Source organism: Micrococcus sp. EYE_212, assembly GCF_023147585.1.
Taxonomy (GTDB): Bacteria; Actinomycetota; Actinomycetes; order Actinomycetales; family Micrococcaceae; genus Micrococcus.
The window spans coordinates 286905-310291 of record NZ_JAHXOZ010000001.1; the positions used below are offsets into that span (position 1 = coordinate 286905).

A 23387-nucleotide genomic window follows, 5' to 3' on the forward strand; every position below is an offset into this window, starting at 1 on the left:
CCCTCCCCCACCACGGTAGCCGATGGGGGTCGGCACGCCCATGGGAGCGCGGGGCTCAGGGCCGGCGGACGGTGATCTCCACGGAGTCGGCCCGCTCAGCCAGCAGGAGCAGGTCCGACAGCACCATGCGCAGCGTGGCCGACATGAGCCGCACGTCGGCGTCGTCCACGCCGCGGGTCGGCATGGCCACGACCTTGAGCTCCGGGCCCGAGCCGCCGCCGTTCATCACCGCGCCGGACGCCGTGCGCGTCGCGACGCCGGATCCCGGCGCGAGGCCGAGGTTCAGCAGGTGCGGCACGAGGTCCGCGACCTCCGCGATCTCATCGGCCACCTCCTGGTCCACGTACGACGGCGTCCACTCCTCCTGCTGTGCGAGCGCCCACACGGCGGGGCGGCGCACCACGTAGGTGTGCTCGGCGCCGGCGTCGACCACCACGAGCTCACATCCCTCGTCCACCGCCGAGAGGCACGCCCGCGGCATCCACACGGCCACCGGCCGCGCCTCGGGGTTCCACGCCGTGAGGGCGGGCACGTTCGTGAACACGGGCAGGGCGGCGCGGCCGTCGGCGGCGCGCAGGGTCACCAGGGCGACGTCGGCCGCCTTGTCCCCGTGCGCGCCGACCTCGTGCCCGTGGCCGGCGTGGTCCGCGTGGTCGTGCACGTCCGCCTCGTCGACCGCGAGCGTCGGGACCACGGCGGCGAAGACCCGGATGTGCCCGAGCACCGCGGAGACGTCCTGCTCGGTGGCCTCCGAGCGGGCGAGCCGCTCCATGACGTCGGTCCACCGGGCGTCGGCGGTGCCGTCGTCGGCGTCGAACGCGTGCAGCGGATTGGCGGAGCCGTCCACGCCGCCGCCGGCGAGGTCGCGGCCCTCCCACGGGACGCCGGCCGTGTCCGCGACGTTCTCCCCGGCCGTCTTCTCCCGCATCCGGTCCAGCGCGGCGCGGATGTGCCCCGGCAGCTCCCGCGATGCCGGCCGCTCGAGCGCGACGGTCTCCTCGTGCGCGGAGTCCGCGCTCATTCGGCCACCGCGAAGGGGTGCGCGGCCCGCGCCTCGTCCACCGTGGAGCCGCCGGCCACCGCGAGCGCCTGCTCGAGGCTGAACCGGCCCGCGTAGAGGGCCTTGCCCATGATGGCTCCCTCGACGCCGTCCCCCACCATCCCCGCGAGCGCGGCGACGTCCTCGAGCGAGGAGATGCCGCCGGAGGCGACCACGGGCTTGGCCGTCTTCGCGCACAGCTGCGCGAGGAGCTCGGTGTTCGGCCCCTTCAGGGTGCCGTCCTTCGTGACGTCGGTGACCACGTAGCGGGCGCAGCCGGCGTCCTCGAGGCGGGCCAGGACCTCCCAGAGGTCGCCGCCCTCCTTCGTCCAGCCGCGGGCCGCGAGGGTGGTGCCGCGCACGTCCAGGCCCACGGCCACCTGCTCGCCGTGGCGCTCGATCACGCGCGCCGTCCACGCCGGGTCCTCCAGGGCCGCGGTGCCGAGGTTCACTCGGGTCGCGCCCATCTCGAGGGCCCCCTCGAGGGACGCGTCGTCGCGGATGCCGCCGGAGAGCTCGATCTTCACGCCGAGCTCCTCCACCACGCGGCGCATGACGTCGCGGTTGTCCCCGCGGCCGAACGCGGCGTCGAGGTCCACGAGGTGGATCCACTCGGCGCCGGCGCGCTGCCAGTCGAGGGCCGCGGTGAGCGGGTCGCCGTAGGAGGTGGCGGAGCCGGCCTCCCCCTGGACGAGACGGACGGCGCGGCCGTCCTGCACGTCCACGGCGGGCAGCAGCTCGAGGGCGGGGGTGTTCGGGGTCATGGGGTACCTCTCAGCGGGAGACGGTCAGGAAGGCGGCGGCGATCGCCATGGCGGCGAGCACGAGGGCGATGACGACGGCCCACCCGGGGGCCTTCTGCGTGCGCATCGACCAGGCGGCACCGAGCAGGATGCCGCCGAGGGCGAGGTAGAGGACGGACCAGTAGGGCATCAGAGGGTCTCCAGCCAGTTGCGGAGCAGCGCCTGCCCGGCCTCGCCGGACTTCTCGGGGTGGAACTGCGTGGCGGACAGCGGCCCGTTCTCCACGGCGGCGACGAAGTCCGCGCCGTGGTGCGCCCACGTCACCTGCGGGGGGCGCATGGTGGGGATGGTCTGCTCGAACTCCCAGCGCAGCACGCCGTAGGAGTGGACGAAGTAGAACCGCTCGTCCTCGATCCCCCGGAACAGCGCGGAGTCCTCCGGCGGGCGGACGGTGTTCCAGCCCATGTGGGGCAGGACCTCGGCCGGGAGCTCCTCGACCACGCCGGGCCACTCCCCCATGCCCTGGGTCCGCTCGCCGTGCTCCACCCCGGCGTCGAAGAGGACCTGATGGCCCACGCAGATGCCCAGCACGGGGCGACCACCGGCCACGCGGCGGCCGATCCAGCGGGTGCCGCCGACCTCGGTGAGGGCGCGCATCACCGAGGCGTAGGCGCCCACGCCGGGCACGAGCAGCCCGTCCGCGTCCAGCACGGCGTCCGGATCCCGGGTGAGCTCGACGACGGCCCCGGCGCGCTCGAGGGCGCGCACAGCCGAGTGCACGTTGCCGGAGCCGTAGTCCAGGACGGCGACGCGCGGGCGCACCCCGGGCACGGACGTGGGCGCCGCCATCAGAGCGCGCCCTTCGTGGAGGGCACGTCGTCCACTCGCGGATCGTCCTCGACGGCCGCGCGCAGGGCGCGGGCGAACGCCTTGAACTGGGCCTCCACGATGTGGTGGGGGTCGCGGCCGCGGACGACGTCCATGTGCAGGCAGATGGCCGCGTGCTGCGTGATCGACTCGAAGACGTGCCGGGTCAGGGAGCCGGTGAAGTGGCCTCCGATGAGGTGGTACTGCTGCCCGTCCGGCTCGCCCTCGTGCACCAGGTACGGACGCCCGGAGACGTCCACGACGGCGCGCGCGAGCGCCTCGTCCAACGGCACGGAGGCCTCGCCGAAGCGGCGGATGCCCCGCTTGTCCCCGAGGGCGACGCGGAGCACCTCGCCGAGCGTGATCGCGACGTCCTCCACCGTGTGGTGCACGTCGATGTGGGTGTCCCCCGTGGCGCGGACCCTGAGGTCGATCCGCGAATGGCGCGAGAGCGCCGTGAGCATGTGGTCGTAGAACGGGACACCCGTGGAGATGTCCGCGGCGCCGGAGCCGTCCAGGTCCATCTCCACGTGCACGTCCGACTCGCTCGTGGTGCGCTCCATGCGCGCCCGGCGTCCGGAGATCAGCTCGGCTTCCACGGGTCCTCCTGGGGATACGGGGTGACGGTCGCATCCATCCTAGGTTCGGCGGCGCATGCCCGGCCGCGCGCGTCGTTGCGTCTCGCGCGGCGGCCGGCGCGGGGTCACCGTGCACCCGCGGCGAGGGCCTCCTCAAGGGCGGTGAGGAACGCGGTGGTCTCCTCCTCCGTGCCCGCGGTGACGCGCAGGTGGTGCGGGATGCCGACGTCGCGCACCAGCACCCCCCGCTCGAGGAGCGCCTCCCACACGGCGTGCGCGTCCTCCAGGTGGCCGAAGAAGACGAAGTTCGAGTCCGAGACGGCCGGGTCCAGGCCCAGCTCGCGCAGCCGGGCCACGATCCGGTCGCGCTGGGCCTTGATGTCCGCCACGGTCTCCAGGAGCGTCTCCACGTGCTCGAGGGCGGCGATCGCGGTGGCCTGCGTGACCGAGGAGAGGTGATAGGGCAGGCGCACGAGGCGCAGGGCATCCGCCACGGCCGGGTCCGCGGCGAGGTAGCCGAGGCGGGCGCCGGCCAGGGCGAACGCCTTGGACATGGTGCGGGTGACGATGAGCCGCTCGCGCCCCTCCAGGAGGGTGAGGGCCGAGGGCGTGCCGTCGAGCGCGAACTCGGCGTAGGCCTCGTCCACGACCACCATGGCGCCCGGGCCGCCCTCGGCCTCGTTCCGGGCCTGGGCGGTGTAGACGGCCTCGATCACGTCCAGCCCGAGGGCGGTGCCCGTGGGGTTGTTGGGCGAGGCGAGGAAGACGAGGTTCGGACGGTGCTCGCGCACCATGGCCGCGGCATGCTCGGCCGAGAGGGTGTGGTCCGCGGCGCGCCCGCCGTCGACGAATGCCGTGTCCGTGCCCGCGGCCAGCAGCGGATACATGGAGTAGGAGGGGAGGAAGCTGAGGACGCTGCGGCGCGGCCCGCCGAAGGCCTGGAGGATCTGCTGGAGCACCTCGTTGGAGCCGTTGGCCGCCCACACGTGTGCCGCGGTCAGCCCGTGGCCGAGGTACCCGGCCAGGCTCTCCCGCAGCCGGGTGAACTCGCGGTCCGGGTAGCGGTTCAGCCCCCCGGCGACCTGCGCCACCCGTGCCACGACGGCCTCCGCGACCTCCGGGGGGACGGGGTGCGTGTTCTCGTTCGTGTTGAGCATGAACGGCACGTCCAGCTGGGGGGCGCCGTAGGGGCTCTGCCCGCGCAGGCCCTCGCGCAGCGGGAGGGAGCTCAGATCGGTCATACGGGCCATTCTAGGAACGGGAGCACGCCGAGCGCGCCGTGAGTCGCCGGCCAGCCCTCAGTCCCCCGCGGGCACGAACAGGGACTCGCCCAGCTCGAGCTCCCGGCCCTCCAGGCTGTTCAGCTCGGCGATCCGCGTCATGGTGGTGAAGGGGTCCTCCTCCGGCGCAGCCTCGGCGGCGATGGACCACAGGCTGTCCCCCGGCATGACCGTGACGGTCTCCAGGCGCGCGCCCGGACCCTCGGAGGAGACCGCCGCAGGGGAGGTGAGGACGCCCGCGAGGAACGCCGCGACGACGGTGAGCACGGCCGCCGCCAGCATGAGCGGAAGCCCGCGGAGCACGAGACGGCCGCGCCTGTTGAGGCGGAACCCGCTCGGAGCGGGGCGAGCGGGGACGGGACGGGAGAGAGCTGCGGTCAGGGTGGTCATGGTGATGGTCGCCTTCCTCCCGCTGCGGGCGGGAATTCGAACGTGTGCTCGAACATGTTCGAATCCATGTCTAGCACACACCTTCGAGACACGCCCAGCGTGGATCGAACATATCTTTGGATCCGGTGACGGACTCCACTAGGGTCGAGGGCACCGGACGTGCTCCGACCCGCGGTGGATCGCCTTCAGGGCAAGACCATCAGCTGGGGTGGACACGCTAAGCGACCTCGGGAGAACGGACCGCCGCATGGCCACCCCTGACCACCAGACCCCAGCCGGGTCCGCCCCCTCGCTCACGTCCCGCCAGCGGCGGATCGTGGAGACCATCCGCCACGCGATCGCGGAGTGCGGCTACCCCCCCTCCATGCGGGAGATCGGGGACGCGGCGGGCCTCGCCTCGCTCTCCTCCGTCACGCATCAGCTCGGCCAGCTCGAGCGCTTCGGCTACATCCGCCGCGATCCGGGCCGCCCCCGCGCGCTCGAGGTGCTGCTGGCCGAGGACGGGACGACGCTGACTGCCGAGACGGCCTCCCCCGTCGCCCCGGTCTCCGAGCTCCCCCAGATCCCCTCGTGGCACACGGACGCCGCCGAGGGCGACGCCGTCTCCATCCCGTGGGTGGGTCGGATCGCGGCCGGCGGCCCCATCCTCGCCGAGCAGCAGGTGGAGGAGGTCATGACGATCCCGCGCCGCCTCACGGGTGAGGGCGAGCTGTTCATGCTCCGCGTCTCCGGCGACTCGATGGTGGACGCCGCCATCTGCGACGGCGACTGGGTGGTGGTGCGCCGGCAGGAGACCGCGGACAACGGGGACATCGTGGCCGCGCTGCTCGACGACGAGTCCACCGTGAAGACCTTCCGCCAGCGCGACGGCCACACGTGGCTGCTCCCCCAGAACACCGCCTACGAGCCCATCATGGGTGACCACGCGACCATCATGGGCCGCGTGGTCACCGTGCTGCGGGCGCTCTGAACGGCGCCCGCGGCGCAGACGGTCAGACCAGGCCGAGCCACCGCCAGTACGTCGCGGAGAAGAGCAGGACCATGAGGTAGCCGATCCCCGTGATGGGCAGTCCCGCCTTGAGGAACTGCATCGGGGTGAACGCGCCCGTGCCGTACGCGAGCATGTTCTGCGGCGCGGAGACCGGCAGCAGGAAGCCGAAGCAGATCAGGAACTGCATGATCACGACGAACCCGAGGCCGCCCTCCGCAGCGTTCGGGATGGACGCGGCGAAGGCGATGAACACCGGGATCAGGGCGCTCGAGAGCGCGGTGGCCGAGGCGAAGCCCAGGTGGATGAGGATCGTGAAGGCGCCCATGACGGCGATCAGCGCGACGATCGGCAGCTCGGCGAGGCCGAGCGCGGTGAAGGTGCGCTCGGAGAGCCACGCCGCGGCGCCCGTCTTGAGCAGCAGCGAGCCGAGCGAGATGCCCACGGCGAACACCACGAGCGTGCCCCAGTTGACGAGCTTCTCCACGGTCTTCCACGAGAACACGCCGACGCGCGGGAGCAGGAGGAAGGCGACGGCGGCCAGGGTCACGGTGGTCGCATCGACGGGATGCAGGACGCCCTGGGTGGCCCACGCGGTCACCAGGAGGACGGCCACCACCGTCAGGCGCATCTCCTTGCCCGTCATCGGGCCGAGGGCGGCGAGGTCGCGCTGGACGACCTCGCGACCGCCGACCATGCGGTCCGTCTCCGGCTTGATGGCCCAGCGCATCACGAAGTAGAGCACCACGGACATGACGGCGGCCCACGGCGCGCCCCACACGAACCACTCGAGCCACGTGATCTGGCGGCCCATCTGGTCCTGGATGAAGCCGACAGCGACGAGGTTCTGGGCCGCGGAGGTCATGATGCCGATGTTCCAGATGGAGATGGCCTGCGCGGCGGTGATGACGAGCAGGGCGCTGAGCTTCGAGTCGGTCGGCATGCCGAAGGCCGCTACGAGGCCCATGAGGATCGGCACCACCGCGCCGGCGCGTGCCGTGGCCGACGGGACGAAGAAGGACAGGATGATCGTGATGACGATCGTGCCGATGAGGATGTTGCTCGTCTTCTCGCCGGCGAACTTCAGCACGAGCAGCGCCACGCGCTTGTGCAGCCCCGTGGCCTGCATGGCGGCGGCGAGCACGAGGGCGCCGGCCACGAGGGCCACCGCGGAGTTGGAGAAGCCGCCCAGCGCGAGCCCTAGGGCGCCTGACGTGCCGAGGGCGGTCTCCGGGTCCGCCATGTCCGGGGCGAATCCGACGAGGAACGCGATCAGCCCGATGATGAGCACGGCGCTGACCGGGTAGGTGACGGCCTCGCTCACCCACACGATGACGGCGAACGCGAGGACCGCGAGCGCCCGCTGTCCCGCGACGGAGAGTCCGAGGTCCTGCACGCCGGGCATGAGGGCCACCGCGGCCATCGCGAGGACGGCCAGGGCCAGCCACACCGGCTTGAGGTTCAGGTGCGCCAGGAAGGAGTCGTGGTGGCGATTCGCCGCGCGCTCGTGCGCCCGAACCACCTCCCGCTCCTCGCGGGCCTGGCCGCCCAGGGAGGCGCGGCGTTCGGCCGTCCTCCGCAGTCGATGGGATCCTGAGGTCCTGCCGGTGGCCATGGCCGCCCGCCTTCCCGCCGCGCGCGGCGGCGTGCTCGCTCCGGAGGGCCGCGGGGCCGGGGCCCTCACCACGATTCTAGGCCTGACGTGGGCTCCTGACGGCCGCTGGTCGGGTGTCCTCGGACGCCCTCAGTCCTCCTCGGCGAGGCGCGCCAGCACGCCCCGCACCACCTGCCGGTCCGTGGTCCGCCAGAAGTCCGGCAGAGCGCTCGTGATGTAGCCGCCGTAGCGCTCGGTGGCCAGACGTGAGTCCAGCACGGCGACGACGCCGCGGTCCCCGACGGCGCGCACGAGGCGGCCGGCGCCCTGGGCCATGCGGACGGCGGCGTGCGTGGCCGACACCTTCATGAACCCGTTGCCGCCGTGCCGGGCGATGTCCCGCGTGCGCGCCTGGGAGAGCGGGTCGTCCGGGCGCGGGAACGGGATCCGGTCGATCACCACGAGGCGCAGCGAGGAGCCCGGCACGTCCACGCCCTGCCACAGGCTCATGGTCCCGAAGAGGGAGGCGTCCCGCTCCTCGGCGAACTGCCGGACGAGTGCGGAGAGGGTGGCATCGCCCTGGCACAGGATCGTCTGCGTCGGGCCCAGGCGGCGGCGCATCTCCGCCGCGGCGTCCTCGGCGGCCCGCCGGGAGGAGAACAGGCCGAGCGTGCCGCCGTTCGAGGCCTTCATGAGCTCCCCGAGCTCGTCGAGGGACTCGGGGGAGGCCGTCCTCCCGGGACGCGGCAGGTGCCGGGCCACGTACAGCACGCCCTGGCGGGGATAGTCGAAGGGGCTGCCGACGTCGAGGGCGGTGTACGCGGGGGCGTCAGGCCCGGCGAGGCCGACGTCACCGGCCACCGAGTCGAACCGCCGCTCCCCCGTGCCCACGGTCAGCGTGGCGGAGGTGAGCACCGTGGTGGCCTTGCCGAAGAGCCCCTCACGCAGCTTGCCTGCCACCGAGATGGGGGCCACGTAGAGCTGCGGCGGGTCCTCCTCGTTGCCGGGCTGCCAGCCGACGCCGGGCTCGAAGTGCCCGGGCCGCGTGGCCCACAGGACCTCCGGGAAGTCGGCCTCGGGGCGCGCGGCGAGCATGCGCTCGGTGACCTCGAGGACCTCGACGAGGCGGGAGCGGGCCATCTGGTGGCCGCCGTCGCCGTCGGCCTCCTTGTCCTTGCTCTGGCCGAGGTCTGAGAAGCACTGCCGGGCGGCAGCGAGGACGGCGGTCAGCGCCTGCTCCTGCACCTCGTCCGGGCCGGTGGCGAGCAGCCCCGAGGGGGTGCCCGCGAAGGCGCGGTCCAGGGCGGCGCCGGCCTGCACGAGGTCCTCGACCGCCACCGAGGTGTGGCGCCGGACCGAGGTGGCGGCACCGTGCACGATCGAGCCGGAGAGCTGGCCCGTCACCGCGCCGGTGACGCGGTCCTGCAGCTCGTGCGCCTCGTCCACCACCACGGCGGAGTAGGCGGGGAGCACGGCGAGTCCCTCGAACGCGCTGATCGCGAGCATCGCGTGGTTGGTGACCACCACGTCGGCGTCCGCAGCGTCCGCGCGGGCGTGCTCCGAGAAGCACTCGTCCGCCATGGGGCAGCGGGACGCGCCGAGGCAGTCGACGGCCGAGACCGAGACCTGCCGCCAGGCGCGGTCCGTCACGGGGACCTCGAGGTCGTCGCGGTCGCCCGTCTCCGTCTCGTCCGCCCACGCACGCAGGTACATGACCTCCTTGCCCAGCAGCGACGACGGCCCTGAGGCCCCGTCCGAGGCGGAGCCGATCATGCCGCCGTCGTCGGCCACCGTGAAGAGGGCCTCCTCGCCCTCGTCCCCGGGATACCCGCCGTCCACCTTGTGCCGGCACAGGTAGTTGGAGCGCCCCTTGACGAGCGCGACGACGGGCTCGCGCGGCAGCTCCCCCTTCAGCGCCTCCACGAGGCGCGGGGCGTCCCGCTTCATGATCTGCGCCTGGAGGGCCAGGGTGGCCGTCGCGATCACGACGGGGTCCTCCTGGTCCATGGCGTGCTGCAGCGCCGGGATCAGGTAGGCCAGCGACTTGCCGGTGCCGGTCCCGGCCTGGACCAGCAGGTGCCGCCGCGACTCGAGGGCGCGCGCGACCTGCAGGACCATCTCCTTCTGGCCCGCGCGCTCCTGGCCGCCCGTGGCCTCGACCACGGCGTCCAGGAGCCGCAGCGCCTCCCTCTCCCGATCCGTGCGGGGGGCCGAGACGGCCCCCTCCGCGGCGTCCGCCCCGCTCATGAGGCGTCGGAGTCCACGCGGTGCTCCGCGAGCTCGGCGGCGATGTCCTCGCGCACGAGGACGGTCAGGCGGGTGCCGCCCTCCTCATAGGCCTCGGCGAGGATCTCCGCGTCCGCGGAGTGCAGGCGCGAGACCACGTCGCCCCGCGTGAACGGGACGAGCAGCTCGAGGCGCACGCTGGGCCGTGGGATCGTGGCCGCGATGGCCTTCTCCAGCTCGTCGATGCCGGCGCCGGTGCGGGCCGAGACCACGACGGTGTGCGGCTCCTTCGAGCGGATGCGGGCGATGACCACGGGATCCGCCGCGTCCGCCTTGTTCAGCACGATGATCTCCGGGATGCGCTGCGCGTCCACCTCGGCCAGCACGCCGCGCACGGCGGCGATCTGCCCCTCGGGGTCCGGGTGCGCGCCGTCCACGACGTGGAGGATGACGTCCGCGTCCGCGACCTCCTCCAGGGTGGAGCGGAAGGCCTCCACGAGCTGCGTGGGAAGGTTGCGCACGAAGCCCACGGTGTCCGAGAGCGTGTAGCCGATGCCGTCCGGGGTCACGGCCTTGCGGACCGTGGGGTCCAGGGTGGCGAACAGCGCGTTCTCCACGAGCACCCCCGCGTGGGTGAGGCGGTTGAGCAGTGAGGACTTGCCCGCGTTGGTGTAGCCGGCGATGGCCACGGACGGCACCCGATTGCGCCGGCGGTTGGCCCGCTTGGCCTCGCGCGCCGGCTTCATGGCGGAGATGTCCCGGCGCAGCTTGGCCATGCGCGTGCGGATGCGACGGCGGTCCAGCTCGATCTTCGTCTCGCCAGGGCCGCGGGAGCCGATGCCCTCGCCGCCGGCCGCACGGCCGCCGGCCTGGCGCGACATGGACTCGCCCCAGCCGCGCAGGCGAGGCAGGAGGTACTCGAGCTGGGCCAGCTCGACCTGCGCGCGGCCCTCGCGGGACTTCGCGTGCTGCGCGAAGATGTCCAGGATCAGCGCGGTGCGGTCGATGACCTTGACCCGCACCACGTCCTCGAGCGCGCGGCGCTGGGACGGGGCGAGCTCGGAGTCCACCACCACGGTGTCCGCGCCGGAGAGGGCCACGATCTCCGCGAGCTCACGGGCCTTGCCCTTGCCGAGGAACGTGGCCGGGTCCGGGGTGGCGCGGCGCTGGATGACACCGTCCAGCACCTCCGAGCCCGCGGTCTCCGCGAGCGCGGCGAGCTCCTGGAGGGAGTTCTCGGCGTCCTCCGCGGTGCCCTCGGTCCACACGCCCGCCAGGACCACCCGCTCGAGGCGCAGCTGGCGGTACTCGACCTCGGACATGTCCTCGAGCTCCGTGGAGAGCCCGGCCACGCGGCGCAGGGAATGGCGCGCGGCCAGTTCGTCCTGGTCGCCGTCGAACTCGGTGTGCTCGTCCCCGCCCTCGGCGAGCGCGAGCGCGCGGCCCCCGACGACGGACGCCCGATCGCGCGTCTCGGAGGCCTGCTCGGACGCGTCGTCCCCGCCGGACGCGCGGCGGGCGTCGTCGGCGGCGAGGATGCGGTCGATCACGGCCTGGATCTCGTCCTCGGATCCTGCCGCGGCGGCTCCCGGCCCGTTCTGGCCGGCGGTGTTCTGGTGCTCGTCAGTCATGGTCTCCTCTGGGCGCCCGTCGGTGGGGCCCGGTTCGAATCAGCGTAGTGGGTGGGGCGGACGCGCTAGCGGCCCTGTGGAGCTCGGGCGACGTCCTCGCGGGTCCATGCGTCCAGCCGGCCGGTTCCCTCAGGCAGCCGCGCGATCAGCGCCTCCAACGGTGCGGTGGCGATCCCCCTGCCCTCGTGGTCGGGGTGGACGTCGAGGATCCCGAGGACCTCACCGCCCGAGCCGACGGCGACCCACCGGGTCGAGGGGAAGGACAGGGCGCGGCAGTGCAGCCAGCTCGGCGTGTCCGGCGGGCGCGCAGAGCGCAGCGTGATGCTCATGGGGATGTCCTGTTCGCGTCAGCGGGGCCCGGGCGCGCGGAAGCGACGCCTCAGGGGCGGGATGCGGGGTGTGACGGCGGCCGGAGCGGGGCTCCACGGCGGGCGTCAGGCGAACAGCAGGAACATGAATGACACCCTACCCGGCCCCCACCGCCGCGGGAAGCCTCTCCCCCGTGGGCGAACACCCTCTCCGACATGGCGCCGCAGGCCGCCCCGGCGCCGCCGACCACGCCACGGTTCCCGTGAGCGGCGCCGGCCAGGCGAGACGGTCTGCGGCCCACCGCCTGACTACGATGGTCCGCGTGAGTCAGCCAGCCCACTACTTCTCCCCCGACCCCGGGACGCCCGAGCGACGCCGGCGGATCGAGGTCGAGCTCGCGGGCCGGACCGTGGCCGTGCAGACGGCCAACGGGATCTTCTCGCCCGACGGGATCGACAAGGGCACCGCCGCCCTGCTCTCCGCGGTCCCCGTGCCGCCGTCGCACGGCGCCTTCCTCGACGTCGGCGCGGGCTGGGGACCGCTCGCCCTCACGCTCGCACTGCGCTCGCCCGAGGCCCATGTGACCGGCGTCGAGGTGAACGAGCGGTCGATCGGTCTGGCCCGGGACAACGCGGCCGCCGTGGGCGCCGAGAACGCGGTGTTCCTGCGGCCCGAGGACGTGCCGGCGGACGCGGGCTTCGACCTCATCTGGTCCAACCCGCCCATCCGCGTGGGCAAGGAGGTGCTCCACGAGCTGCTGGAGCGCTGGCTGCCCGCGCTGAACCCGGGCGGCGAGGCGTGGCTCGTGGTGCAGAAGAACCTCGGGGCCGACTCGCTGCAGCCCTGGATCGCCGGGATGCTCGAGGACCGCACCCCGGGGGCGTTCACCGTGCGTCGCGCGGCCACCGTCAAGGGGTTCCGCATCCTGACGGTGACCCGGCAGGCCTGACCCGCGGCCGGAGCGTCGGCCGGCGACCGGGTCTCAGCCGCGCAGCTCGCCGTCGAACACGAGCTCGGCGGCCCCCGCGAGGACGACGTGCTCCTCGCCGTCGGAGGCCAGGACGAAGTCCACCGCGAGCACGCCGCCCGGGACCTCCACGAGCCACGAGTCCGCGCCCTCGGGCCCGGCCCACACGCGCATGGCCGCCGCGGCCGCGCACGCGCCCGTGCCGCACGACTGGGTCTCCCCCACGCCGCGCTCGTGCACGCGCATCCGCACCCGGCCCACGCCCCCCTTGACGAGCGGCTCGTGGGCGGCCACGAACTCCACGTTGGTGCCGTGCGGCGGCTCGGGGTCCACCTCGGGAGCCGTGTGCAGCTCCAGCGCCTCGAGCTCCGCGAACGCCCCGAGCGGGACCACCGTGTGGGGGTTGCCCATCGAGATGCTCAGGCCGGGACGGGCGTCCGTCAGCCCGGTGGCGCGCACCATCGAGTCGGCGGCCGCGTCCTCCGCGAGCTCCGGGTCGATCAGGCTCCAGGGGCCCATGTCGATCGCGTAGCCGTGCTCCATGCGGGTGACGGACTTCGCGCCCGCGCGGGTTCCGATGGTCAGCGCCGAGCCGACGGGCAGGTCCACGAGCTCCTTCTCCACGAGGAAGTGGACGAAGACGCGCACGCCGTTGCCGCACATCTCGGCGACCGAGCCGTCCCCGTTGCGGTAGTCCATGAACCACTCGGCCTCGGGAGCCGCGGCCAGCACCTCGCGGCCCTCGGGGAGGTGCGCCGAACGCACGGCGCGGATGACGCCGTCGGCGCCGATCCCCTGGTGGCGGTCCGCGAGCATCGCGACGCGGGAGGGCTCGAGGTGCGCGTTGCCGTCCGGGTCGGCGATCAGCACGAAGTCGTTGCCCGTGCCGTGGCCCTTCGTGAAGGGCAGCGTGGGCGTGGTGTCGACGACGGCGGAGGCGCCGGGCAGGAGGCTCATGCGGGCCAGTCTAGGAGGCGGGCTCGGCGGCGAGCACCGCGAGGGAGCGCTCGAGGACGCCGGGGGCGAGGGCGTCGACCCAGCGCACGCGGGGATCGGCGCGGAACCACGTCTCCTGGCGGCGGGCGAAGCGCCGGGTGGCCACCACGGTGCGCTCGACGGCGTCGCCCAGGCTCGCGGTGCCGTCGAGGACCTCGAGCACGGGCGCGTACCCGATGGCCTGGGAGGCGGTGCGCCCCTCCCGCAGGCCGGCGGCGTCGAGGCGCCGCACCTCCTCGACGAGCCCGGCGTCCACCATGGCCGCGACGCGCGCGGCGATGCGCGCGTGGAGCACGGCGCGGTCGATCCGCAGCCCGAGCTGCACGGCCGGCGCCACGGAGTCCGCGTAGCGCCGCCGCGGCATGAACGCCGAGAACGGCCGGCCCGTGATCCGGTGCACCTCGAGGGCGCGCACCAGGCGCCGCTCGTCCGCGACCTTCTCCGCGGAGACCGGGTCGACGGCGGCGAGCTCGGCCCGCAGCGCGGCCTCCCCGCGTGCGGCCAGCTGGGCCTCGACCTCCCCGCGGACCGTCGGATCGGTGGGAGGGAACTCCAGCTCGTCGAGGGCCGCACGGACGTACAGGCCCGACCCGCCGACGAGGATCGGGGTGCGACCCCGCGCCCGGATCTGCGCGAACAGCTCGCGGGCGCGCCGCTGGAAGTCCGCGACGGAGGCCTCCTCGCGCACGTCCAGGACGTCGAGGAGATGGTGCGGGACGCCCTCGCGCTCGGCCTCCGTGACCTTCGCGGTGCCCACGTCCATGCCACGGTAGAGCTGCAGCGCGTCACCGTTGACGATCTCCCCGTCCAGCCGGTGCGCGAGGGCGACGGCGAGAGCGGACTTGCCGGTCGCCGTCGCCCCCACCACGGCGACGACGGGCGGGCGCGCGGCCGGCACGCTCACCCGCGCGGGCGGATCGTCGGCATGCCGAGGCGCGTCGCCCCGGAGGCGGAGGGGGCCGTCCCGTCCGGCGCGCCCGGGCCGGGGACGCCGCAGGACTCGGCCTGGGCCCGGTCCCACGCGTCGCCGGCGCGCGAGCGGCGCAGGGCGTAGTCCTCGGGGCCCGGATCCGCGATCGCGAAGAACGGGCGCGCCTCGGTGACGGTCACGGTGACGAAGTCGCCCGGGCGGGGCGTCTCGGCGCCCTCGGGCACGGAGAAGTGCACGAGCCGATTGTCCTTCGCGCGTCCGGCGAGGCGGCCGCGCTCGGCCGCCTTCGAGCCGGAGTCGGCGGTGACGAGCAGCTCCTGCCGCGTGCCCGCGAGGGTGGCCATCTCCTCCGCGGAGATGCGGTCCTGCAGCGCGACGAGCCGCTCGAAGCGCTCCTGCACGACGGCCTTGGGCACCTGGTCCTCCATCTCGCCCGCCGGCGTCCCGGGGCGGATGGAGTACTGGAAGGTGAACGCCGAGGCGAAGCGGGAGGCCTCGACCACGCGCATCGTCTCCGCGAAGTCCTCCTCGGTCTCCCCCGGGAAGCCCACGATGATGTCGGTGGTGATGGCCGCGTGCGGGATGCGCTCGCGGACCCGCTCGAGGATGCCGAGGAACCGGGTGGAGCGGCACGAGCGGCGCATGGCCTTGAGGATCCGGTCCGAGCCGGACTGCAGGGGCATGTGCAGCTGGGGCATGACGTTCGGGGTCTCGGCCATCGCGTCGATGACGTCGTCGGTGAAGGCGGCCGGGTGGGGGCTCGTGAAGCGCACGCGCTCGAGGCCCTCGATCTGACCGCACGCGCGCAGCAGCTTCGCGAAGGCGCCGCGGTCGCCGAACTCGACGCCGTAGGAGTTCACGTTCTGGCCGAGGAGGGTGACCTCCACGGCGCCGGCGTCCACGAGCGCCTGCACCTCGGCGAGGATCTCCCCCGGGCGGCGGTCCTTCTCCTTGCCGCGCAGGCTGGGGACGATGCAGAACGTGCACGTGTTGTTGCAGCCCACGGAGATCGAGACCCAGCCGGAGTGCGTGGAGTCGCGCTTGGTGGGCAGCGTGGAGGGGAACACCTCGAGGGACTCGAGGATCTCCATCTCGGCCTCGGCGTTGTGGCGGGAGCGCTCGAGCAGCACGGGCAGGGAGCCGATGTTGTGGGTGCCGAAGACGACGTCCACCCAGGGCGCCTTCGCTTGGATGGTCGCCTGGTCCTTCTGGGCGAGACAGCCGCCGACGGCGATCTGCAGGCCCGGGTGCGCGGCCTTCACGGAGCGGAGGTTGCCGAGGTTGCCGTAGAGGCGGTTGTCCGCGTTCTCGCGGACGGCGCACGTGTTGAACACGACGAGGTCCGGCTGGTGGCCCTCTCCCGCGGGGGCGTAGCCGGTCGACTCCAGGAGGCCGGAGATGCGCTCGGAGTCGTGCACGTTCATCTGGCACCCGAAGGTGCGGACCTCGTAGGTGAGGCCGTCGTGCGGGAGGGCGGGGGCGGGGTCCGTCAGAGTCACCGGACCATTCTAGGAGGCGTCCGCCTCGTGCTCCCCGAGGACCTCCGTGACCACCCCGAACGCGAGTCCGGGGGCGTAGCCCTTCCGACCGAGCATCCCGACGAGGCGGCGCACCGCCTTGTCCCGCTCGGCGCGGTTCTCCGGGGAGTCGGCCGGCGGCACCGTCTTCCCGTGCATCCGGCGGCGGGCGAGCTCGAGGGCGGCGGCGCGCTCGTCCTCCGGCTCGATGGCCTCGAGGGCCTCCTCGGCGACGTCCCGGTCCACGCCCTTCTCGTGCAGCTCCCGGCCGATGGCCCGGCGGGACAGGCCCCGGCCGCGGTGACGACTGCGCACCCACACCTCGGCGAAGGCGGCGTCGTCCACGAGCCGCACCTCCTCGAAGCGGTCGAGCACCTGCTCGATCAGCTCCGGCTCGGCCTCGCGCTCCGCGAGCTTGCGCTCGAGCTGGCCGCGCGAGCGCGGGCCCATCGCGAGCTGCCGCAGCACGACCTCGCGCGCGGCCTCCGCGCGCTCCCGGGGGTCCTCGGGCAGGGGCGCGGGCCCCGGCCGACGACGTCGGCGAGGACGCGCGGCCTCGTCCGACGCCTCGGCGCTGCGGCCCACGACGGACGGCTCAGGCTCCGGAGCGGGCGGGGACGAGGGCGCGGCGGCCTTCGGCGCGCGACGCTTCGTCGTGTCCGGCGCCGTCGTCGGGCCCGGAACCGTCCTCGCGCCGCTGGTCCACGGCAGCGGCATGACCCCGCCCGTGGTCGGCGCGGGGCTGGGCAGGTCGCTCGCCCGCGTGAGGAGCGCGCTCAGGTCCGCCGGCTCCGGAGGCGCCGGTTCCGCCGGCGAGGCCGCGGTAGGATCCAGCCCGGCCAGGTCGAGCCAGAGCCGGGCCACCTCGGAGTCCCGGGAGTCGTCGAACCCGGCGCCGTGCCCCGACATCAGGCCTTGGTGTCACCCGCCACGGCCGCGAGGACCGGCGCCCCGTCCTCCTCGGCGGCCTCCGGGTCCACGCCGATGCCGAGCTTCGTGAGGATGCGCTGCTCGATCTCGAGGGCCAGGTCCGGGTTGTCCTTGAGGAACCGGCGGGCGTTCTCCTTGCCCTGGCCCAGCTGGTCCCCGTCGTACGTGAACCAGGCGCCGGACTTCTTGACGATGCCCTCCTCGACGCCCATGTCGATCAGCCCACCCTCACGGGAGATGCCCACCCCGTAGAGGATGTCGAACTCGGCCTGCTTGAAGGGCGGGGCCATCTTGTTCTTCACGATCTTGACGCGCGTGCGGTTGCCGACGGGGTTGCCGCCCTCCTTCAGCGTCTCGATGCGGCGCACGTCGATGCGCACGGAGGCGTAGAACTTGAGGGCCTTGCCGCCGGTGGTGGTCTCCGGGGAGCCGAAGAACACGCCGATCTTCTCGCGCAGCTGGTTGATGAAGATGGCGGTGGTCTTGGTCTGGTGCAGGCGGCCGGTGATCTTGCGCAGCGCCTGGGACATCAGGCGGGCCTGGAGACCCACGTGGGAGTCGCCCATCTCGCCCTCGATCTCCGCGCGCGGCGTCAGGGCCGCCACGGAGTCGATGACGACGATGTCCAGGGTGCCGGAGGAGACCAGCATGTCCATGATCTCAAGGGCCTGCTCGCCCGTGTCCGGCTGGCTGACCAGCAGCGCGTCCGTGTCCACGCCGAGCTTGCGGGCGTAGGCCGGGTCCAGCGCGTGCTCCGCGTCGATGAACGCCGCGATGCCGCCGTTGCGCTGGGCGTTGGCCACCGCGTGCAGGGCGAGCGTGGTCTTGCCCGAGGACTCCGGGCCATAGATCTCCACGACGCGCCCCCGCGGGAGGCCGCCGATGCCCAGGGCCACGTCCATGGCCACCGAGCCGGTCGGGATGACCTCCACCGGCGCCTGGGTCTGATCGCCCAGGCGCATGACGGAGCCCTTGCCGAACTGCTTGTCGATCTGGGCCAGTGCCGCCTCGAGGGCCTTCTCACGATCCGTCACGTTGCTCATCCTTCACCCCTTGATGTGGTCTGTGCTCGTGCGGGACTCTGCGACGCCCGCCTCGGCCATGTCAGTGACACTACGAGGTGGGGCGGACACGTTAGGCGCGCACCCGGTCTGCTGTGCACGGGCCGGCGGCCCCTGCGGCTGTGCAGGACTCTACCCCATGGATTCGAACACGTGTTCGAAGCGGCGCCCCGACCCGCCGCAGGGTCAGCGTGTCGGTGGCACGTCCCGCCCGAGACGCCGTTCGGCGGGGATGTCGTTCAGCTCGCAGACGGCCCGCCACACGGCACGCGGATCCACGCCCGCGGACAGCGCCTCCCGCGCCGTGGCGTCCAGTCCCGGCAGGTGCAGGCTGTCCGCCTCGACCGCGGCGCGCGCGGCACCGAACTCGTCGTCCATCAGTCTCCAGAACTCGCTCACCCGCACGGTGGCCCTCCTCTGCTCGTCACGGACTCCTCCTCGCGGGGCGCGGCCCCTCGCCCGGGGCCGGCCTCCCCCCGCATGCACACGGGCGCCCCGCCGTGACGGCAGGGCGCCCAGAGGCGGAGCGGTGGGGATCAGCGGCCGGCCAGGGAGCCCAGCTCCGCGGCGCCGGCCTCGCCCATGCCCTCGGGCACGGTGTCCGGGATGACCACGCCCTCCTGCTCGGCAAGGCGGTCCGAGACCTCGCGGAGCATGAAGGACAGGGGGACGTCGAGCGCCCCGCAGATGGAGGCCAGCAGCTCGGAGGAGGCCTCCTTCTGGCCGCGCTCCACCTCGGAGAGGTAGCCGAGGGAGACGCGGGCGTCGTGGGACACCTCGCGGAGCGTGCGGCCCTGCCGCTGGCGCACGTCACGCAGGACGTCGCCGATCTCGTGCCGGAGGACGGGCATGGTGCGCTCCTTGATGTCGGGGGTCTCCGCGCGGGGGCGAGGCTGCTCGCCGACCCAGCGGGTGATGCCGTTGGCATGGACGGGGTGTCGCATCATGTCTATCGCGTGCTCCTGGACTTTCGCTGAGGACGCCGGACGGGAGCCTGATCCCCCACGGCCGTCTTCTTGACTCGTTCCATTCAACCGGCTGGAGGCCGGGTTCATTCCCGCTCGGCCGCACCGCGCTCAGGAACCCCCGCGACGCTCCCCTGCGGTGGCGAGCCGCTCGAGGCACGCGACCACGGTCCGCCGGCGGATCGCGGCCCGGTCGCCCGGCAGGCGCAGCCCCCACGCCTCGGCCTGCTCCACGCCCGCCTCGTCCGTCCACGCCAGCGCGATGAACACGGTCCCCACCGGCTTGCCCTGATGGGGCTCCGGCCCGGCCACGCCGGTGGTCGCCACGCCGACGTCGGCGCCCAGCACCCGGCGCGCACCGCGCGCCATGGCCTCGGCCACCCCGGGATCCACGGCCCCGCGCTCGGCCAGCAGCGCCGCCTCGACGCCGAGCACCTCCGCCTTCACGCGGTTCTGGTACGCCACCACACCGCCCTGCAGGACGGCAGAGGCGCCCGGCACGTCCGCGAGGGTGGCGGCCACGAGGCCCGCGGTGAGCGACTCGGCGGTCGCGAGCGTCAGCTCGTCCCGGGCGAAGCGGGCGACCACCTGCGCGGCCGTGCTCATGCGGCGGTCCGGCCCGCGAGCGCGTCCCGGCGGAGCGCGGCGGCGTCGCGGACGTACTCCACGCCGGTGACCACCGTCAGCGCGGTGGCCACGCCGATCACGGTCCAGCCCAGCCACGGCCACCAGCCGCCCACCAGGGCGCCCAGCGGCATGAGCAGCAGGCCGATGCCCGCCGCCTGCAGCACGGTCTTCAGCTTGCCGCCGCGGCCGGCCGGCATGACGCCGTACCGGATCACCACGAAGCGCATGAGGGTGATGCCCCATTCACGCACGAGGATCACGATCGTCACCCACCACCACAGCTCGCCCAGGAGGGAGAAGACCACGAGCGCGGCCCCCGTGAGCAGCTTGTCCGCGATCGGGTCCGCGATCTTCCCGAAGTCCGTGATCAGCCCGCGCGCGCGGGCGATGTCGCCGTCGAGCTTGTCCGTGTACATGGCCGCCGCGAACAGCCCGAAGGCCACCCAGCGCGCCGTGAGCGAGTCCTGGCCCCACGGCCCGCCCGCCCACAGCGCCCACACGAAGAAGGGGACCATCAGGATCCGCACGCTCGTGAGGATGTTCGGCAGGTTCCAGGCCGACGGCCGCTCCCCCGCTCGGCCCTCGGCCGTCCGCTCCGTGCTCATCTGCCCGTCAGCTCCCATGCGTCCTCGGATTCCCCCTCGTCCTCCCCATCGTCCCAGGCCTGGGCCTGCGGACGGGAGTCGAGGTCCTCGGCCACCAGGTCACGCGGTGCCGCGGACGACGACGGCGCAGGCGCCGGAGCAGCCGCCGCCGGAGCGGTGTCCCCCGAGATCGCGGCGAGCACCTCGGCCACCTCGTCGGGCTTGACCAGCACGTCGCGCGCCTTCGACCCCTCGGAGGGGCCGACGACGCCGCGGGACTCCATGAGGTCCATGAGGCGGCCGGCCTTCGCGAAGCCCACGCGGAGCTTGCGCTGCAGCATGGAGGTCGAGCCGAACTGGGTGGTCACCACGAGCTCGACCGCCTGCAGGAGCAGGTCCAGATCGTCGCCGATGTCCTCGTCGATGACCTTCTCGGTCTTCTCCGGCACCACGTCGTCCCGGTACTGCACCTGCATCTGGGCCTTCACGTGCTCCACGACCGCGTGGATCTCGGACTCGTTCACCCACGCGCCCTGCACGCGCATGGGCTTCGACTTGCCCATGGGCAGGAAGAGCGCGTCGCCCTGGCCCAGGAGCTTCTCGGCGCCGGGCTGGTCGAGCACCACGCGGGAGTCCGTGACGGAGGACGTCGCGAACGCCATGCGGGAGGGCACGTTGGCCTTGATCAGGCCGGTGACGACGTCCACGGAGGGGCGCTGGGTGGCGAGCACCAGGTGGATGCCGGCGGCGCGCGCGAGCTGGGTGATGCGCACGATCGAGTCCTCGACGTCCCGCGGGGCGACCATCATGAGGTCCGCGAGCTCGTCCACGATCACCAGCAGGTACGGGTACGGCCGGAGGACGCGCTTGGAGTCCGGCGGCAGCTTCACCTGCCCCGCGCGCACCGCCTTGTTGAAGTCGTCCACGTGCTTGAAGCCGAACGCCGCGAGGTCGTCGTAGCGGGTGTCCATCTCCTTCACCACCCACTGGAGGGCCTCGGCGGCCTTCTTGGGGTTCGTGATGATGGGCGTCACGAGGTGCGGGACGCCCTCGTAGGCCGTGAGCTCCACGCGCTTGGGGTCGACCATGACCATGCGGACCTCGTCCGGGGTGGCCCGCATGAGGATCGAGGTGATCATCGAGTTCACGAACGAGGACTTGCCCGCGCCGGTGGCGCCGGCGACGAGCATGTGCGGCATCTTCGCGAGGTTGGCCACCACGTAGCCGCCCTCCACGTCCTTGCCGACGCCCATGACCATCGGGTGGTCGGTGCGGTGCGCGGCCTGCGAGCGCAGGACGTCGCCGAGCACCACCACCTCCTTGTCCGGGTTGGGGATCTCGATGCCGATGGCGCGCTTGCCGGGGATGGGGCTGAGGATGCGCACGTCGGAGGAGGCCACCGCGTAGGCGATGTTCTTCTCGAGCGCCGTGACCTTCTCCACCTTGGTGCCGGGGGCGACCTCGACCTCGTAGCGCGTGACGGTGGGGCCGCGGGAGAAGCCGGTGACCTGCGCGTCCACCTTGAACTCGGTGAACGTGGTGGTCAGCGCGGCGACGACGCGGTCGTTGGCCTCGGAGCGCTCCTTCGGCTGCGGGCCAGCGGGCAGCAGGTCCGACTGGGGCAGCGTGTACGCGGCGTCCCCGCCGAGCTCGGCCTGCCGGCCCCGGGCCGGAGCGGCGGTCATGGGCGGCACGGGGGCCGGCGTGCTCACCGCCGGCACCGGGGCAGGCACGGCCGACGCCGACTCCTCCTCGGGCTCGGCCGCCCCTTCCACAGGCTGCGTCGGCTCCTCCGCCTCGTCGTCCGGCGTGGCGGCGTGACGGGCGCGGGCGTGCTCGCGGACCCGCTCGAGGGCCCGGTCGGCGGCGGTGGGGCGCTTGACCCCCGGGGGAAGCACCGGGGCCGCGTCCTCGTCCACCCAGGGGTCGAACGACTCGGCGGTGGAGTCGCCGCGGGCCGCGGGAGCGGCCAGGTGCTCCTCCGCGTCGAACACGCCCTGCTGGCCCCGCGCGGGACGGCGGGGGGCGGGCGCGGCGGCGCGCGGCTCGAGCACGAGCGTGGCGTCCTCCTCCGTGGCCTCCGCGGCCTCCGCGGTCCCGGCGGCGTGGGAGCCGGCCCCGGCCGCGGAGTCCAGGATCACGGGAGAGTCGTAGGCGGCGCTCTCGTGGCTGCGTTCGGATGCGGCGTCCCGGCCGCGGTCACGCCGCCCGAAGAGGCGGGCGAACAGGCCCGGGCGGGGACGCGCGGAGTCCTCCGCGGCGTGGCTGCCCACGGCGTCGAGGTAGGACTGGTCGTGGTCGGGGTGGGTGCGCGCGGGCTCCGCGGACTCCTCCCCGGCGGCGCGCCGCTCGCGGCGTGCGTCCCGGCGCTCGGCGCGGCGGGCCGAGGCGCCCTCGGGGTCCTGGCCGGTGAGCCAGTCGTACGCGCCCGTGATCCGTTGCGGGATCGAGCCCAGCGGGGTGGCGGTGAGGACGAGCAGGGAGAAGAAGGCGAGGGCGGCCATGAGCACCCACACGGGGACGGCCGTCAGGAGCGAGGCGAGCGGGACGGTCGCGAGGTAGCCGACCATGCCGCCGGCGTGCAGCACGTCCTCGAAGGACTCTGCGGCCGAGGGCAGCCCGCCGGCCAGGTGGGCGAGGCCGCTGCCCGCCACCGTGGCCATGAGCAGGCCGATGATGATGCGGCCGTTGGCGCGCAGCTCCTGGGGCGTGCGGAAGCACCGCACCGCCACCACGAGCAGGGCGAGCGGCAGCAGGAAGGCGAACCATCCCACGGTGCCGCCCACCACGCGGTGGACCACCTCGCCGAAGCCCGGCGTCTCCCGCAGGCCCCACCACTCCACCGAGGCGATGACCGCGGCGACGATCAGCAGGAGCAGGCCCGTGCCGTCCCGGCGTTCGTCGCGCGGGATGCGCACGTCACGGCCGAGCTTGCGGAAGAGCGCGCCCACGGGGGCCGCCACTCCCATCCACGCCGCGCGCAGGGCGCGGACAGGGGCGGGGGGCTGATCGGGGGCAGCGGCGGTCGCGCCCTTCCCGGCGGAGGCCCGGGCGGCGGCGGAGCCGGCGCGGGTCTTCGACGAGGAGGACGACGACCGCGGGGGGGAAGTGCGGGTCGCCATGCCCTCCACGGTACCGCCCGGGGCGGACGCGACAGCGCCCGC

At 73.7% G+C, this 23387-nt stretch carries 23 protein-coding genes; 2 read left to right on the forward strand and 21 right to left on the reverse strand.

What is annotated here, in order from left to right:
* Positions 1-55: 55 nt before the first annotated feature.
* The 7 genes from KZX60_RS01345 to KZX60_RS01375 all read right to left on the reverse strand — a co-directional run bounded on the left by KZX60_RS01345 (position 56) and on the right by KZX60_RS01375 (position 4897).
* Positions 56-1021: an SseB family protein gene (locus KZX60_RS01345; protein ID WP_248115230.1), complete on the reverse strand. Its 966-nt coding sequence runs from the start codon at positions 1019-1021 to the stop codon at positions 56-58.
* Positions 1018-1803 carry a bifunctional 1-(5-phosphoribosyl)-5-((5-phosphoribosylamino)methylideneamino)imidazole-4-carboxamide isomerase/phosphoribosylanthranilate isomerase PriA gene (priA, locus tag KZX60_RS01350; RefSeq protein WP_248115231.1) on the reverse strand — a complete coding sequence of 262 codons (786 nt, stop codon included), beginning with the start codon at positions 1801-1803 and terminating at the stop codon, positions 1018-1020. The genes KZX60_RS01345 and priA overlap by 4 nt, the downstream gene beginning before the upstream one ends.
* Positions 1804-1813: 10 nt before the next feature.
* Positions 1814-1972, reverse strand: a complete 159-nt coding sequence (locus KZX60_RS01355) for a hypothetical protein (RefSeq protein WP_248115232.1) — start codon at positions 1970-1972, stop codon at positions 1814-1816.
* Positions 1972-2631 (reverse strand): imidazole glycerol phosphate synthase subunit HisH, encoded by a 660-nt coding sequence (gene hisH / locus KZX60_RS01360; RefSeq protein ID WP_248115233.1) that lies wholly within the window; start codon positions 2629-2631, stop codon positions 1972-1974. The genes KZX60_RS01355 and hisH overlap by 1 nt, the downstream gene beginning before the upstream one ends.
* Complete coding sequence (hisB, locus tag KZX60_RS01365; RefSeq protein ID WP_248115321.1) at positions 2631-3212, reverse strand: imidazoleglycerol-phosphate dehydratase HisB; 582 nt, start codon at positions 3210-3212, stop codon at positions 2631-2633. Before hisB ends, hisH begins: the two co-directional genes overlap by 1 nt.
* A gap of 140 nt (positions 3213-3352) precedes the next feature.
* Positions 3353-4468, reverse strand: a complete 1116-nt coding sequence (locus tag KZX60_RS01370) for a histidinol-phosphate transaminase (RefSeq protein WP_248115234.1) — start codon at positions 4466-4468, stop codon at positions 3353-3355.
* Positions 4469-4525: 57 nt separating this feature from the next.
* Positions 4526-4897, reverse strand: coding sequence for a LysM peptidoglycan-binding domain-containing protein (locus tag KZX60_RS01375; RefSeq protein WP_248115235.1), 372 nt, complete (start codon positions 4895-4897; stop codon positions 4526-4528).
* Between the two features lie 247 nt (positions 4898-5144).
* Here KZX60_RS01375 and lexA point away from each other — a divergent pair, with 247 nt between their 5' ends.
* The gene (gene lexA / locus KZX60_RS01380; protein WP_248115236.1) at positions 5145-5867 is read left to right on the forward strand and encodes a transcriptional repressor LexA; all 723 of its coding nucleotides are present in this window, start codon (positions 5145-5147) and stop codon (positions 5865-5867) included.
* Positions 5868-5889: 22 nt separating this feature from the next.
* Here the strand turns inward: lexA and KZX60_RS01385 are convergent, their stop codons facing one another.
* The 4 genes from KZX60_RS01385 to KZX60_RS01400 all read right to left on the reverse strand — a co-directional run bounded on the left by KZX60_RS01385 (position 5890) and on the right by KZX60_RS01400 (position 11665).
* The gene (locus KZX60_RS01385; protein WP_248115237.1) at positions 5890-7500 is read right to left on the reverse strand and encodes a DASS family sodium-coupled anion symporter; all 1611 of its coding nucleotides are present in this window, start codon (positions 7498-7500) and stop codon (positions 5890-5892) included.
* A 129-nt stretch (positions 7501-7629) separates the two neighbouring features.
* Positions 7630-9726, reverse strand: a complete 2097-nt coding sequence (locus KZX60_RS01390) for an ATP-dependent DNA helicase (protein WP_248115238.1) — start codon at positions 9724-9726, stop codon at positions 7630-7632.
* On the reverse strand, positions 9723-11336 hold the full coding sequence (gene hflX / locus KZX60_RS01395) for a GTPase HflX (protein ID WP_248115239.1): 1614 nt from the start codon (positions 11334-11336) through the stop codon (positions 9723-9725). The genes KZX60_RS01390 and hflX overlap by 4 nt, the downstream gene beginning before the upstream one ends.
* Before the next feature lie 65 nt (positions 11337-11401).
* On the reverse strand, positions 11402-11665 hold the full coding sequence (locus KZX60_RS01400; protein ID WP_248115240.1) for a GNAT family N-acetyltransferase: 264 nt from the start codon (positions 11663-11665) through the stop codon (positions 11402-11404).
* Positions 11666-11958: 293 nt separating this feature from the next.
* Here KZX60_RS01400 and KZX60_RS01405 point away from each other — a divergent pair, with 293 nt between their 5' ends.
* Positions 11959-12594: a methyltransferase gene (locus tag KZX60_RS01405; RefSeq protein ID WP_248115241.1), complete on the forward strand. Its 636-nt coding sequence runs from the start codon at positions 11959-11961 to the stop codon at positions 12592-12594.
* 33 nt (positions 12595-12627) lie between these two features.
* On the opposite strand, the gene dapF is transcribed toward KZX60_RS01405, so the two are convergent.
* The 10 genes from dapF to KZX60_RS01455 all read right to left on the reverse strand — a co-directional run bounded on the left by dapF (position 12628) and on the right by KZX60_RS01455 (position 23345).
* Positions 12628-13569: a diaminopimelate epimerase gene (gene dapF, locus KZX60_RS01410; protein WP_248115242.1), complete on the reverse strand. Its 942-nt coding sequence runs from the start codon at positions 13567-13569 to the stop codon at positions 12628-12630.
* A 10-nt stretch (positions 13570-13579) separates the two neighbouring features.
* On the reverse strand, positions 13580-14506 hold the full coding sequence (gene miaA, locus KZX60_RS01415) for a tRNA (adenosine(37)-N6)-dimethylallyltransferase MiaA (protein WP_248115322.1): 927 nt from the start codon (positions 14504-14506) through the stop codon (positions 13580-13582).
* Positions 14507-14508: 2 nt separating this feature from the next.
* Positions 14509-16038, reverse strand: a complete 1530-nt coding sequence (gene miaB / locus KZX60_RS01420; RefSeq protein WP_348983729.1) for a tRNA (N6-isopentenyl adenosine(37)-C2)-methylthiotransferase MiaB — start codon at positions 16036-16038, stop codon at positions 14509-14511.
* Between the two features lie 9 nt (positions 16039-16047).
* A complete protein-coding gene (locus KZX60_RS01425) occupies positions 16048-16965 on the reverse strand; it encodes a regulatory protein RecX (protein WP_248115243.1) in 918 nt (305 codons plus the stop codon).
* Complete coding sequence (gene recA / locus KZX60_RS01430) at positions 16965-18029, reverse strand: recombinase RecA (RefSeq protein ID WP_248115244.1); 1065 nt, start codon at positions 18027-18029, stop codon at positions 16965-16967. The genes KZX60_RS01425 and recA overlap by 1 nt, the downstream gene beginning before the upstream one ends.
* Before the next feature lie 204 nt (positions 18030-18233).
* Positions 18234-18452, reverse strand: a complete 219-nt coding sequence (locus tag KZX60_RS01435; protein WP_248115245.1) for a DUF3046 domain-containing protein — start codon at positions 18450-18452, stop codon at positions 18234-18236.
* Positions 18453-18583: 131 nt separating this feature from the next.
* Positions 18584-18994 carry a helix-turn-helix transcriptional regulator gene (locus KZX60_RS01440; RefSeq protein ID WP_282442432.1) on the reverse strand — a complete coding sequence of 137 codons (411 nt, stop codon included), beginning with the start codon at positions 18992-18994 and terminating at the stop codon, positions 18584-18586.
* Positions 18995-19123: 129 nt separating this feature from the next.
* The gene (locus tag KZX60_RS01445) at positions 19124-19618 is read right to left on the reverse strand and encodes a nicotinamide-nucleotide amidohydrolase family protein (RefSeq protein WP_248115246.1); all 495 of its coding nucleotides are present in this window, start codon (positions 19616-19618) and stop codon (positions 19124-19126) included.
* Positions 19615-20262 (reverse strand): CDP-alcohol phosphatidyltransferase family protein, encoded by a 648-nt coding sequence (locus KZX60_RS01450; protein WP_248115247.1) that lies wholly within the window; start codon positions 20260-20262, stop codon positions 19615-19617. The genes KZX60_RS01445 and KZX60_RS01450 overlap by 4 nt, the downstream gene beginning before the upstream one ends.
* Entirely contained in the window at positions 20241-23345 is a 3105-nt protein-coding gene (locus tag KZX60_RS01455; RefSeq protein ID WP_248115248.1) for a DNA translocase FtsK, read from the reverse strand. Before KZX60_RS01455 ends, KZX60_RS01450 begins: the two co-directional genes overlap by 22 nt.
* Positions 23346-23387 lie beyond the last annotated feature (42 nt).